Source organism: Sinorhizobium garamanticum (assembly GCF_029892065.1).
GTDB lineage: Bacteria > Pseudomonadota > Alphaproteobacteria > Rhizobiales > Rhizobiaceae > Sinorhizobium > Sinorhizobium garamanticum.
Genome location: NZ_CP120373.1, coordinates 2,694,787 through 2,707,305 on the forward strand (window position 1 = coordinate 2,694,787; position 12,519 = coordinate 2,707,305).

10 protein-coding genes are annotated in these 12,519 nt (G+C 63.4%); all 10 read left to right on the plus strand.

The features are described 5' to 3' along the window. The first annotated feature begins 3 nt into the window (after positions 1-3). The 10 genes from rsmH (at position 4) to murC (ending at position 12,517) form a co-directional block, all read left to right on the plus strand. Positions 4-1,029 carry a 16S rRNA (cytosine(1402)-N(4))-methyltransferase RsmH gene (gene rsmH, locus PZN02_RS12500; protein ID WP_280658305.1) on the plus strand — a complete coding sequence of 342 codons (1,026 nt, stop codon included), beginning with the start codon at positions 4-6 and terminating at the stop codon, positions 1,027-1,029. Between the two features lie 6 nt (positions 1,030-1,035). Further along, positions 1,036-1,419, plus strand: a complete 384-nt coding sequence (ftsL, locus tag PZN02_RS12505) for a cell division protein FtsL (protein ID WP_280658306.1) — start codon at positions 1,036-1,038, stop codon at positions 1,417-1,419. Continuing rightward, positions 1,419-3,164: a peptidoglycan D,D-transpeptidase FtsI family protein gene (locus tag PZN02_RS12510; protein ID WP_280658307.1), complete on the plus strand. Its 1,746-nt coding sequence runs from the start codon at positions 1,419-1,421 to the stop codon at positions 3,162-3,164. The genes ftsL and PZN02_RS12510 overlap by 1 nt, the downstream gene beginning before the upstream one ends. Before the next feature lie 65 nt (positions 3,165-3,229). After that, complete coding sequence (locus PZN02_RS12515) at positions 3,230-4,690, plus strand: UDP-N-acetylmuramoyl-L-alanyl-D-glutamate--2,6-diaminopimelate ligase (protein ID WP_280661479.1); 1,461 nt, start codon at positions 3,230-3,232, stop codon at positions 4,688-4,690. 1 nt (position 4,691) lies between these two features. Next, complete coding sequence (locus PZN02_RS12520) at positions 4,692-6,125, plus strand: UDP-N-acetylmuramoylalanyl-D-glutamyl-2,6-diaminopimelate--D-alanyl-D-alanine ligase (RefSeq protein ID WP_280658308.1); 1,434 nt, start codon at positions 4,692-4,694, stop codon at positions 6,123-6,125. Between the two features lie 139 nt (positions 6,126-6,264). After that, positions 6,265-7,365, plus strand: a complete 1,101-nt coding sequence (gene mraY, locus PZN02_RS12525; RefSeq protein ID WP_280658309.1) for a phospho-N-acetylmuramoyl-pentapeptide-transferase — start codon at positions 6,265-6,267, stop codon at positions 7,363-7,365. Positions 7,366-7,371: 6 nt separating this feature from the next. Further along, positions 7,372-8,763, plus strand: coding sequence for a UDP-N-acetylmuramoyl-L-alanine--D-glutamate ligase (murD, locus tag PZN02_RS12530; RefSeq protein WP_280658310.1), 1,392 nt, complete (start codon positions 7,372-7,374; stop codon positions 8,761-8,763). A 65-nt stretch (positions 8,764-8,828) separates the two neighbouring features. After that, the gene (gene ftsW / locus PZN02_RS12535; RefSeq protein ID WP_280658311.1) at positions 8,829-9,983 is read left to right on the plus strand and encodes a putative lipid II flippase FtsW; all 1,155 of its coding nucleotides are present in this window, start codon (positions 8,829-8,831) and stop codon (positions 9,981-9,983) included. A gap of 3 nt (positions 9,984-9,986) precedes the next feature. Further along, complete coding sequence (gene murG, locus PZN02_RS12540) at positions 9,987-11,111, plus strand: undecaprenyldiphospho-muramoylpentapeptide beta-N-acetylglucosaminyltransferase (RefSeq protein ID WP_280658312.1); 1,125 nt, start codon at positions 9,987-9,989, stop codon at positions 11,109-11,111. Then, entirely contained in the window at positions 11,108-12,517 is a 1,410-nt protein-coding gene (murC, locus tag PZN02_RS12545; protein WP_280658313.1) for a UDP-N-acetylmuramate--L-alanine ligase, read from the plus strand. Before murG ends, murC begins: the two co-directional genes overlap by 4 nt. Positions 12,518-12,519 lie beyond the last annotated feature (2 nt).

A 12,519-nucleotide genomic window follows, 5' to 3' on the forward strand; every position in this document is an offset into this window, starting at 1 on the left:
GGAATGATGACGGATCAAAGCGGCGGAGATTTTGAAGCCGACGGCGGACCGGTTCGTCACATTCCCGTCCTCCTGAGCGAAGTGCTCGCCGCCCTCGATCCCGCACCGGGCAAGGTCATTCTCGACGGCACGTTTGGTGCCGGCGGCTACACGTCCGCCATCCTGAAGGCCGGTGCCGACGTGATCGCGCTCGACCGCGATCCGACGGCGATTGCCGCCGGTCAACCTCTTGTCGCTGCCTCCGAAGGGCGGCTCAAGCTCGTTCATGCCCGCTTTTCCGAACTCGCCGAACATGCGCCGGCAGGTGGCCTCGACGGCGTCGTGCTGGATATCGGGGTTTCCTCGATGCAGATCGATGAGGCCGAGCGGGGCTTTTCTTTCCAGAAGAAAGGGCCTCTCGACATGCGCATGTCGGCCGCCGGGGTCTCTGCCGCCGATGTCGTCAACCGCGCCAAGGTCTCCGATCTCATCCGCATCTTCGGCTTCCTCGGCGAGGAGAAGCAGGCGGGCCGCATCGCCCGCGCCATTGAGAAGCGCCGCGCCGAGGCGCCGTTCGAAACGACGCGTGACCTCGCCAACCTCATCGAGACGGTGACGCCGCGCAAGGCCAAGGACAAGATTCATCCCGCGACCCGCGTCTTCCAGGCGCTTCGCATCTTCGTCAACGACGAACTCGGGGAGCTCGCCAATGCGCTTTTCGCGGCCGAACGGGTGCTGAAGCCCGGCGGGCGCCTTGTCGTCGTCACCTTCCATTCTCTCGAAGACAGGATCGTCAAGACGTTCTTCCAGGACCGATCCGGTAAGGCGGCCGGATCCCGCCACCTGCCGATGGTCGCTGCCCGCGCCGCAACCTTCACGCCAGTTGGTAAGCCTATGATTGCGGCCAGCGAGGAAGAAGCGTCCCGCAATCCGCGCGCCCGGTCTGCCAAGCTCAGAGCCGGCATCCGCACGGAGGCCCCGTCGCCGGGAGACGATCTGTCCATTTTCAATCTGCCGGAACTGGCGAGCCTTGCGAAACTGGGGGGCTAAGAGAAGATGCTGCGAACGCTCGACATTGTCCTGATCGTCGTCATGACGGCAGCCGCTACGGTCACCTACACGATCAAGCATCAGGCCGAGAACAAGCGCGAAGAAGTTCGCCGGCTCGACGCCGCCATCAAGCTCGAGGAAGACACGATCGATCTCTTGAGGGCGGATTGGGCGCTGCTGACCCAGCCGAACCGGCTCGAGCGCCTCGTGGCCGCTTTCGCCGCCGACCTGCAACTCGCACCGACCCCCTCGACGCAACTTGCGCGTCCCGAGGAGCTTCCGATGCTGAAAGCGGATCTGCCGCAGCCGGAAGACGACAAGCCAGCTGAAGACGGTATCGCCGCCGTCATCAAAACAGATGGTATCGCAACAGGATCGGTGGCGCGCTGATGTCGTTTCTCTCCCGTATCATGGTGCTGAAGAGCAAGGCGCATTTCTCGGCAGGCGGCAACAACCGCCCGTCCGACGGGGTCAACGTCACGATCCAGGGAGCACGCAAGAGGAGCGCCAGCCAGGCCAAGAACCGGGTGGCGATCGTCATTGCCAGCTTCGGCATCGTCTATGCGGTGATCGGAGGGCGGCTCGTGCAGTACGGCATGGCGCAGCCGGAAACCGTTTCCTCGATCGGGCCGGCCGACAGTTTGATGGCTTCGCGCCCCGACATTCTCGATCGCAACGGCGAAATCCTCGCAACCGATATCCGCACCGTGTCGCTCTATGCCGAGCCGCACAAGATCGTCGACGCCGACGAAGCGGTGGAGCGCCTGGCGACGGTTCTGCCCGATCTCAACGCCCGCGAGATCTACAACAAGCTCAAGTCGAAATCGCGCTTCCAATGGCTGCGCCGGCAACTGACGCCGAAGCAGCAGAGTGAAATCCTGGCGCTCGGCATTCCCGGCGTCGGCTTCCGCCCGGAAAAGCGGCGCTTCTATCCCGGTGGTCCGACCGCCGCCCATATCCTCGGTCACGTCAATATCGACAACCGCGGCGTTGCCGGCATGGAGCGCTACATCGACGGCCAAGGCCTTGCCGACCTGGCGGCGATCGGGATGACCAGCGATGCGAAACTCGAGCCGGTCAAGCTTTCGATCGATGTCCGCGTCCAGAACATCGTGCGTGACGTCATCGACGCCGGCATGAAGAATTTCCAGGCGATTGCCGCCGGTGCGGTGGTGCTCGACGTCAATACCGGTGAAGTGCTGGCGATGGCTTCGGTTCCGGACTACGACCCGAACAAGCCGGTGGAAGGCGCCGAGGAAGGCTGGATGAACCGCATGTCGAACGGCACGTTCGAGATGGGGTCAACCTTCAAGACCTTCACGATCGCGATGGGGCTCGACTCCGGCAAGGTGACACTCAACGACAGTTTCGACGCTACGGCACCAATCCGCATCGGCGGCTTCACCATCAAGGATTTTCACGGCAAGCGCCGCGTGCTGACCGTTCCGGAGATCTTCCAGTATTCCTCCAACATCGGGACAGCCAAAATCGCCGATCTGGTTGGAATTCCCGGGCACAAGGAATTCCTGACGCGCATCGGGCTCTTGTCGAAGCTGCCGACGGAGCTTCCGGAGGTCAAGACACCTAGCCAGCCGCGCGAATGGAAGAAGATCAATTCGATCACCATCTCCTTCGGTCACGGCGTCTCTACGACGCCGTTGCAGACGGCGGTCGCCGGAGCGGCGCTGGTCAATGGCGGCAAGCTCATCCCGCCGACCTTCCTGCCGCGGACTGAGGAACAGGCAAACGAGCTTGCGACAGCGGTCGTCAAGAAGAGCACCAGCGAAGACATGCGTTTCCTGCTTCGCTGGAACGGTATCGCGGGTTCCGGCAAGCGGGCGCTCGTTCCCGGCTTCAACGTCGGCGGCAAGACCGGCACGGCCGACAAGGTGGTCAACGGTCGTTACGCAAGTGACCTGAACTTTAACGCCTTTCTCGCCGCCTTCCCGATCGACAATCCCAAATACATCGTGCTGACCTTCATCGATGCGCCGAAGACCGGCGAAGGTGGCGGGCGGACCGCGGGCTCCAACGCAGCGCCCATGGTGCGTGACATCATCAGCCGCTCCGCGCCGCTTCTGGGAGTCGAACCGAAATTTGGTGAAGACGGTTCTGCCTTGCTTGTGTCTTATTGACCGTGAAATGAGAATGCGGACGATTCGTCATCAGCGGATCGAAATTGATGCGAGACATGCAGTTCATGAAGATCAAGGACCTGGCGGGAGCAGCTTTCCCGGAACTTTCGGCGCAACTGAAGGGCGTTTCCTCGGATATCGAGATCGCCGGCATTACGGCCGATAGCCGACAGGTAAAGCCGGGCGATCTTTTCGTCGCTGTCGCCGGGACGAAGGCGAATGGTGCCGCCTATATCGCCGACGCGCTTTCGCGTGGCGCCGCGGCCGTGGTCACCGCGGCTGGCGCGGCTGCTGAAGCCGGCGCGCCAGTATTCGGGCTTTCGGAGCCGCGCCGTTTCCTGGCGAAGGCTGCAGCCGCCTTCTATGGCCGCCAACCGGAGACCATGGTGGCGGTGACCGGCACGGCGGGCAAGACCTCCGTCGCTTCCTTCACCCGCCAGATCTGGGCCCATTCGGGCCTTGCTGCCGCGATGATCGGAACGACCGGCGTCGTGGCGCCGGGCCGCAACGACTATGGATCGCTGACCACCCCGGACCCGGTTTCGCTGCACAAGCTGCTTAAAGAACTCGCCGATGCCGGCGTGACCCACGCGGCGATGGAAGCCTCCAGCCACGGCCTCGACCAGAGCCGTCTCGACGGCGTTCGGCTTGCCGCCGCAGCCTTCACCAATCTTGGCCGCGACCACATGGATTATCATCCCACGGTCGAGCATTACATGGCCTCGAAGATGCGCCTCTTCTCCAACCTCCTGCCCAAGGGCGCGCCGGCGGTGATCTTCGCCGACGACCAATGGTCGGACCAGGCGATCGCCGCCGCCCGCAAAGCCGGCCAGGATGTGCGCACCGTCGGACGCAAGGGCGAATTCATCACGTTGAAACGCGTCGAGCACTTCCGCCACAAGCAGTCGGCCGAGGTACATATCGGCGACGATATCTTTGAAATCCACGTGCCGCTTGCCGGCGACTTCCAGATCGCCAATGCGCTGGTTGCCGCCGGCCTTGCCATGTCCACCGGCATCAGCGCCAAGGCGGCCTTTTCGGCGCTCGAGAAATTGCAGGGCGCGTCCGGGCGCCTAGAGCTCGTCGGGCACACGAAGGACGGCGCGCTCGCCTATGTGGATTATGCGCACAAGCCGGATGCGCTTGAGAACGTCTTGGCCTCGGTTCGTCCTTTCACCACCGGCCGGATCATTATTGTGTTCGGCTGCGGCGGCGACCGCGACAAGGGCAAGCGGCCGATCATGGGCGAGATCGCCACGCGGCTTGCCGATGTGGTCATCGTCACCGACGACAACCCGCGTTCGGAAGTGCCGGAGGTCATCCGCGCCGAGATCATGGCCGCGGCCAAGGGCGCGACCGAAATCGGCGACCGCGCCGTGGCGATCCGCACGGCGGTCAGGATGCTGAAAAGCGGCGACACGCTGATCGTCGCAGGCAAGGGACATGAGGAAGGGCAGACGATCGGTTCCGTGACGCTGCCGTTCTCGGACCACGAGGAAGTACGCAAGGCATTGGGAGGGCTATGACTTGACCTGGCTCTGGACAAGCAGCGATCTTCTGGCTGCGATGAACGGCCGTCCGGTCGGAAATCTGCCAGAGGGCATTGCCGGCATCTCGATCGACAGCCGAACCATAAACAAGGACGAGGCGTTTTTCGCGATCAAGGGCGATCGCGTCGATGGCCACGACTATGCCGGGATCGCCCTTGCCAACGGAGCTTCCCTTCTTGTCGTCAGCGAGAGCAAGATTCCTGCTCTCGGTCGGTTGATCGCGCCGATGATCGTCGTCGATGACGTGCTGGAGGCATTGATCCGCCTCGGCTGCGCCGCACGCGATCGCAGCGCGGCAAAGGTTATCGCCGTCACCGGATCGGTCGGAAAGACCACGACGAAGGAGATGCTGCGACATGTGCTATCCCCGCTCGGCCGCGTGCACGCCTCCGTTGCCTCCTTCAACAATCACTGGGGTGTGCCGCTGACCCTTGCGCGGATGCCGGAAGCGACCGACTTCGGCATTTTCGAGATCGGCATGAATCACCCGGGCGAGATCCGGCCGCTGACGAAGATGGTTCGCCCGCACGTGGCAGTAGTCACCAGCATCGCTCCGGCCCATCTCGGCAATTTCGAGAGCCTCGACGAGATCGCAGCGGCGAAGGCCGAGATCTTCGAGGGTGTCGTCAAGGGCGGCCACGCTGTTCTCAACCTCGACAGCCCCCAATGCACCCTTCTCGAGCGGGCCGCCGGCGTCGCCGGTGTGAGCTACATCCATTCCTTCGGCGCCAATCCGAAAGCCGAGTTCCGGCTGGTCGAATTCGCTGGTCGATCGGAAGGATCGGTGCTTTGGGCGGGGATCGGCGGCAGGACGCTTGAAATCGCGATCGGCGCTCCAGGGCGCCATATCGCCGAGAACGCACTGGCTGTCATCGCGGCGGCGAAGCTTGCAGGCGCTGATCTCGATCAGGTCCTGGCCTCGCTTGCGACCATGCGGCCGGAAAAGGGCAGGGGACTGCAGCACCGTCTGAAAGTCGGCGCGGGCCAGCTGACGCTCATCGACGAAAGTTACAATGCCAACCCGGCCTCGATGCGCGCCGCTATCTCGCTGCTGCGCGACGCCGAGCCACCTGTTGGCGGACGCCGGATCGCAATCCTCGGTGACATGCTGGAGATGGGCGAGCACGCGGCCGATGTTCATGCTGCTCTTGCGAAACCGATCGTCGAGGCCGGAATTGCGGACGTGTGGCTCACCGGGCCCGAGATGGCGCATCTGCGCGACGCTCTGCCGCCAGAGGTTTCGATCGTCTATCGCGAGTCGGTCGACGATCTCACGGACTATGCACTCGCAGCGGTTGCCGCCGGCGATGTGGTGATGGTCAAGTCGTCGAAGGGAACCGGCTGCGGGCGGATCGTTCAGGCGCTTCTAAACGCCTATCCGGAAGACGCGGCGAGGGGCGGTGAAGTATAGCGTTGCCACCACTGCATGTGGTGGATACCGCGCTCGGCCAGGGGATATGGCCTAACATAGTCGACCACAAGTGGGTAACGTCTATCAGACGATTCTGTTGGACGATGTCCGATTCTAAACCTTTGGGGAAAGGTCCCTTATGCTGATCTGGCTCGTGGAACTGGCGGACCACTTTCAATTCTTCAATCTCTTTCGCTACATCACCTTCCGCACGGGTGCAGCTCTCTTCACTTCCGCCCTGATCGTCTTCCTGTTCGGCCCGGCGATGATCGCATCGCTTCGCATCCGCCAGGGCAAGGGCCAGCCGATCCGCGCCGATGGTCCGCAGACCCACTTCAAGAAGGCTGGTACGCCGACCATGGGCGGCCTGATGATCCTCGCCGGTATCGTCGTCTCGTCGCTGCTGTGGGCCGATCTTTCGAGCGTCTATGTCGTTTCGACCCTCCTGGTGACGCTGGGCTTCGGCGCGATCGGCTTCTACGACGACTATCTCAAGGTGACCAAGCAGTCGGACAAGGGCTTTTCAGGCAAGGCGCGTCTTGGCATTGAATTCGTGATCGCGGCGATCGCCGTCTTCTTCATGATGCAGGCGGCGCTTTCGGCGGGGACCGCCGGCTCCACCTTCGGTTCTTCGGTGACTTTCCCCTTCTTCAAGGACCTGATGCTCAATCTCGGCTATTTCTTCGTGCTTTTCGGCGGTTTCGTCATCGTCGGTGCGGGCAATGCCGTGAACCTGACGGACGGTCTCGACGGCCTTGCCATCGTGCCGGTGATGATCGCGTCGGCTGCCTTCGGGCTCATCGCCTATCTCGCCGGTAACGCCGTCTTCGCCAACTATCTGCAGATCCATTTCGTGCCCGGCACCGGCGAACTCGCCGTGATCCTCGGCGCCGTCATCGGCGCGGGCCTCGGCTTCCTCTGGTTCAACGCACCGCCCGCCGCGATCTTCATGGGCGATACGGGCTCGCTGGCGCTCGGCGGCCTCATCGGCACGGTTGCCGTTGCCACGAAGCACGAAGTCGTGATGATCATCGTCGGCGGTCTCTTCGTCATGGAGACGCTGTCCGTGATCATCCAGGTCTTCTGGTTCAAGCGCACCGGCCGCCGGGTGTTCCTCATGGCGCCGATTCACCATCACTTCGAAAAGAAGGGCTGGACGGAAAGCCAGGTGGTGATCCGCTTCTGGATCATCGCCGTCATCCTCGCGATGATCGGCCTATCGACGCTGAAGCTCAGGTAATGCGCGATGATTCCGGTCACCACATTCAAGGACAAGAAGGTCGCACTCTTCGGGCTCGGCGGTTCCGGTCTCGCAACGGCGCAAGCGCTGGTCGCGGGCGGGGCGGAGGTCGTCGCCTGGGACGACAATCCGGACAGCGTCGCCAAGGCTGCGGCCGCGAGGCTTTCGACGGCCGATTTGCGCAGCGTCGACTGGTCTGCCTTCGCCACCTTCGTGCTCTCTCCCGGCGTGCCGCTGACGCATCCGAAGCCGCATTGGACAGTCGATCTCGCCCGCCAGGCCGGCGTCGAGATCATCGGCGACGTAGAACTGTTCGTGCGTGAACGTCGGGCGTATGCTCCCGATTGCCCCTTCATCGCCATCACCGGCACCAACGGCAAGTCGACCACGACGGCGCTGATCGCCCATATCCTGAGAGAAAGCGGGCGGGACACCCAGCTTGGCGGCAATATCGGCACTGCGGTGCTGACGCTCGATCCGCCGAAGGCCGGGCGCTTCTACGTGGTGGAATGCTCCTCCTATCAGATCGATCTTGCGCCGACGCTTGAGTCCACGGCCGGCGTCCTGCTCAATCTCACGCCGGACCATTTGGACCGTCACGGCACGATGCAGCACTATGCCAATATCAAGGAACGGCTGGTGGCTGGAAGCGGCACGGCGATCGTTGGCGTCGACGACAGCTTCTCGAGCCTGATCGCCGACCGGGTGGAGCGCGCCGGAACCAAGGTCGTGCGCATTTCGCGTCGGAATGTGCTTGGCAACGGATTTTACGCCGAAGGCTCGCAACTGATGCGCGCGAGCGGCGGCACGTCTTCGCTGTTCACCGACCTTGAAGGCATCCAGACACTGCGCGGCGGGCATAATGCTCAGAATGCGGCCGCCGCGATTGCCGCTTGCCTCGCGGTCGGCGTCGCCGAGAAGGACATCGTCGATGGGCTTCGCAGCTTCCCGGGGCTGAAACACCGGATGCAGCCGGTCGGGAAGAAAGGTGACGTCGTCTTCGTCAACGACAGCAAGGCGACCAATGCGGAAGCTGCGGCGCCAGCGCTGTCGAGCTACGATCGGATTTACTGGATCGCCGGCGGTCTGCCGAAGGAGGGCGGCATCACGTCGCTGGCGCCGTTCTTCCCGAAGATCGTCAAGGCCTATCTGATCGGTGAGGCTGCACCGGCGTTCGCAGCGACGCTCGGCGAGGCCGTGCCCTTTGAGATTTCCGGAACGCTGGAGAAGGCGGTCGCCCATGCGGCGGCGGATGCGGCACGGGACGAGGGAGGGCCTTCGGCCGTAATGCTCTCCCCGGCTTGCGCAAGCTTCGACCAGTACAAGAATTTCGAGGTGCGTGGAGATGCCTTTGTCGGGCATGTGGCGGCACTCGAAGGCGTGACCATGCTCGTCTGACGAGCGGAGTCGGGCCTGAACGATAGACGTTGGCGCAGACCTGCGCCGAAAAAGGGGACAGACAGATGGTAAGCCGAGCCGAACGTGGCCCCGTGGCCGACTGGTTCTGGACGATCGACAGGTTTTTTCTGGCGACCTTCATCCTCCTGATGGGCGTCGGCTTCATGCTGTCCTTCGCGGCGAGCCCGCCGGTTGCCGAACGGCTCGGCCTCGACAGCTTCCACTTCGTCAAGCGTCACGCGCTCTTCCTCTTGCCGTCGCTCGCAGTGATGGTCGGCATCTCCTTCCTTTCGCCACGCCAGGTCAGGCGCACAGCGATCATCCTGCTCGGCATCTCGCTCGGGATGATGGTGCTGGTTCTCTTCGTCGGTCAGGAGGTCAAGGGCTCGCTGCGCTGGATATCGATCGCCGGCATCTCGATTCAGCCCTCGGAGTTCATGAAACCGGCCTTCGTGGTCGTCTGCGCCTGGCTTTTCTCCGAGCACGCACGGCAGCCGGAAATCCCAGGCAATCTTTTCGCCATCCTGCTGTTCGGCATCGTCGGTGCGCTTCTTGTCGCCCAGCCGGACCTTGGCCAGACCATCCTGACCACGGCGGTCTGGGGGGGCATGTTCTTCATGGCCGGCATGCCGTGGCTCTGGATCATCGTGCTTGCGGGCGCCGCGGTCGGCGGTTTCTTCGTCGCCTATACCATGCTGCCGCACGTCGCCGGCCGTATCGACCGGTTCCTGACCGGCGAGGGCGATACCTTCCAGGTGGACACGGCCCGTGAAGCGATCATTCGCGGCGACTGGTTGGGCCGCGGCCCGGGAGAGGGCGTCGTCAAGCGCATCATTCCCGACAGCCACACCGACTTCGTCTTTTCCGTCGCGGCGGAAGAGTTCGGCATCGTTTTCTGCATGGCCATCGTGCTGATCTTTTCCTTCCTCGTCATGCGCGGTCTCAGCCATGCTTTCCGCGAGCGGAACGATTTCAACCGCTTTGCCGTCGCCGGTCTTGTGCTGCAACTTGGCATCCAGTCGATGATCAATATCGGTGTGAACCTCGAACTGCTTCCGGCCAAGGGCATGACCCTGCCGCTGATTTCCTATGGCGGCTCCTCGATGGTGGCGATCTGCGTGACGGCCGGATTCATCCTGGCTTTGACGCGCCACCGGCCGGAAAAGCGCGCCGTGGAGCGCAGCCTGTTTCGATCCGGTGTCGGAATGCCGGCGGAGTAAGTCATGAGCAAAGGTATCGTTCTTCTTGCCGCCGGGGGCACCGGCGGCCATCTCTTTCCCGCCGAAGCGCTGGCGCATGAGTTGAAAGCGTCCGGCTACGCCGTGCATCTGGTGACGGACAGCCGCGCCGAGCGCTTTGCCGGCAGGTTTCCGGCCGACGAAATCCACATCGTACCTTCGGCGACGATCGGCTCGAAGAACCCGGTCAAACTGGCGCGATCGGTCTGGAAGCTCTGGACCGGCTTGCGCGCATCGCGGCGGCTGATCGCGCGCCTGAAACCGAAGGCGGTGATCGGCTTCGGGGGCTATCCGACGGTACCGCCGCTGCTCGCAGCGACCGGCATGGGCGTGCCGTCTATGATCCACGAGCAGAATGCGGTGATGGGACGGGCCAACAAGATGCTGGCCTCACGCGTGCAGGCAATCGCCGGGGGCTTTCTTCCCGAAGGCACCGGGGTTTTCGCGACGAAAACGGTGACGACCGGCAATCCCGTTCGTCCGGCCGTGCTCGGAGCGGCGGGCGCGCCCTATGCGGTTTCGGCAGGCGACGCGCCGTTCCATCTGGTGGTCTTCGGCGGCAGCCAGGGCGCGCAATATTTCTCGCAGGCGATCCCGCAGGCGATCTGCCGTCTGGACGACGCCGCGCGCCAGCGCGTGCGGGTCACGCAGCAGGCACGCTCCGAGGACCGGGAAGGCGTTATCGCTGCCTACGACAAACTCGGCGTTTCGGCGGAGGTCTCTCCCTTCTTCAACGACATGGCGGCGCGGATAGCAGCCGCCCAGCTCATCGTCTGCCGCTCTGGCGCATCGACGGTGTCCGAGCTCGCCGTGATCGGCAGGCCGGCGATCCTCGTGCCCTATCCCTATGCGCTCGATCACGATCAAGCGGCGAATGCGGCCGCACTCGCGGCCAAGGGCGGTGCCCGCGTGATCGCGCAGGCCGAGCTCAGCTCCGAACGGCTTGCGGGTATCCTCGCCGATGCCATGAACAATCCACAGTCCCTGGCGCAGATGGCCGCCAGTGCCCGCGAAACCGGCAAACCGGACGCCGCGCGCTTGCTTGCGTCTCTCGTAGAGGCTATTGCCAGCGGTTTGACAGTCGAGAAATTCAAGGAAACACGCTCATGAAAATGCCGAAGACGATCGGGCTCGTACATTTCATCGGTATCGGCGGCATCGGCATGAGCGGCATTGCAGAGGTGCTGCACAATCTCGGGCACCGGGTGCAGGGGTCGGATCAGTCGGACAGCGCCAACGTGCAGCGCCTTCGCGAGAAGGGCATCAAGATCTCCGTCGGCCACAAGGCTGAAAACCTCGGCGATGCCGAAGTTGTCGTCGTCTCGACGGCCATCAAGAAGGACAATCCCGAACTGATCGCCGCGCGCGAGAAGTTCCTGCCTGTGGTGCGGCGCGCCGAAATGCTGGCCGAACTCATGCGCTTCCGCAACGCAATCGCCATCGGCGGTACGCACGGCAAGACGACGACGACCTCGATGATCGCGGCGCTGCTCGATGCCGGCGGGCTCGATCCGACGGTCATCAATGGCGGCATCATCAATGCCTACGGCACGAATGCGCGCATGGGCGCCGGCGAATGGATGGTGGTCGAGGCGGACGAGTCTGATGGCACCTTCCTGAAGCTGCCCGCCGACATCGCAGTCGTCACCAATATCGACCCCGAACATCTCGATCACTATGGCAATTTCGACGCCGTGCGTTCCGCCTTCCGGCAGTTTGTCGAGAATGTGCCGTTCTATGGCTTTGGCGTGCTCTGCCTCGATCACCCCGAGGTGCAGGCAATGGTTGCCAAGATCGAGGACCGCAAGGTCGTGACCTATGGCGAGAACCCGCAGGCCGACGTGCGCTACCACAATATCCGCATGGACGGCGCGACCTCGGTCTTCGATATCGAGATTCGCCGCCGCCGCACCGGCCAGGTAATCACGATGAAGGACCTACGGCTACCGATGCCCGGCCGCCACAACGTTTCCAATGCGACGGCCGCTATTGCCGTCGCTCAGCGCCTCGGCATGAAGACGGAGGATATCGCGAAGGGGCTCGCCGCCTTTGGTGGCGTCAAGCGTCGCTTCACGCTCACCGGCGAGTGGAACGGCGCGCGCATCTTCGACGACTACGGCCACCACCCGGTCGAGATCAAGGCGGTGTTGAAGGCGGCGCGCGAGGCCTGCCAGGGCCGGATCATCGCCGTCCACCAGCCGCATCGCTACAGCCGTCTTTCGAGCCTTTTCGAGGATTTCGCCTCCTGCTTCAACGATGCGGACACGATCCTGATCGCGCCCGTCTATGCGGCGGGTGAAGACGCGATCGAGGGCGTGGATTCGGAAGCGCTCGTCAACCGCATCAAGGCTGCCGGGCATCGCGATGCGCGCAACGTCGCCGGGCAGGAGGCGATCGCGCCGATCGTCTCGAAGATTGCGCAGCCGGGCGATTTTGTGGTTCTCTTGGGAGCCGGCAGCATTACCTATTGGGCTGCGGCCCTGCCCAAGGAACTCGCGAATATTTCAGGAATTTGAGC

What these genes read in the sequence shown, in the direction of transcription:
- rsmH (WP_280658305.1), top strand. Translation starts at nt 4, where the DNA reads ATGATGACGGATCAAAGCGGCGGAGATTTTGAAGCCGACGGCGGACCG.
- ftsL (WP_280658306.1), top strand. Translation starts at nt 1,036, where the DNA reads ATGCTGCGAACGCTCGACATTGTCCTGATCGTCGTCATGACGGCAGCC.
- PZN02_RS12510 (WP_280658307.1), top strand. Translation starts at nt 1,419, where the DNA reads ATGTCGTTTCTCTCCCGTATCATGGTGCTGAAGAGCAAGGCGCATTTC.
- PZN02_RS12515 (WP_280661479.1), top strand. Translation starts at nt 3,230, where the DNA reads ATGAAGATCAAGGACCTGGCGGGAGCAGCTTTCCCGGAACTTTCGGCG.
- mraY (WP_280658309.1), top strand. Translation starts at nt 6,265, where the DNA reads ATGCTGATCTGGCTCGTGGAACTGGCGGACCACTTTCAATTCTTCAAT.
- murD (WP_280658310.1), top strand. Translation starts at nt 7,372, where the DNA reads ATGATTCCGGTCACCACATTCAAGGACAAGAAGGTCGCACTCTTCGGG.
- ftsW (WP_280658311.1), top strand. Translation starts at nt 8,829, where the DNA reads ATGGTAAGCCGAGCCGAACGTGGCCCCGTGGCCGACTGGTTCTGGACG.
- murG (WP_280658312.1), top strand. Translation starts at nt 9,987, where the DNA reads ATGAGCAAAGGTATCGTTCTTCTTGCCGCCGGGGGCACCGGCGGCCAT.
- murC (WP_280658313.1), top strand. Translation starts at nt 11,108, where the DNA reads ATGAAAATGCCGAAGACGATCGGGCTCGTACATTTCATCGGTATCGGC.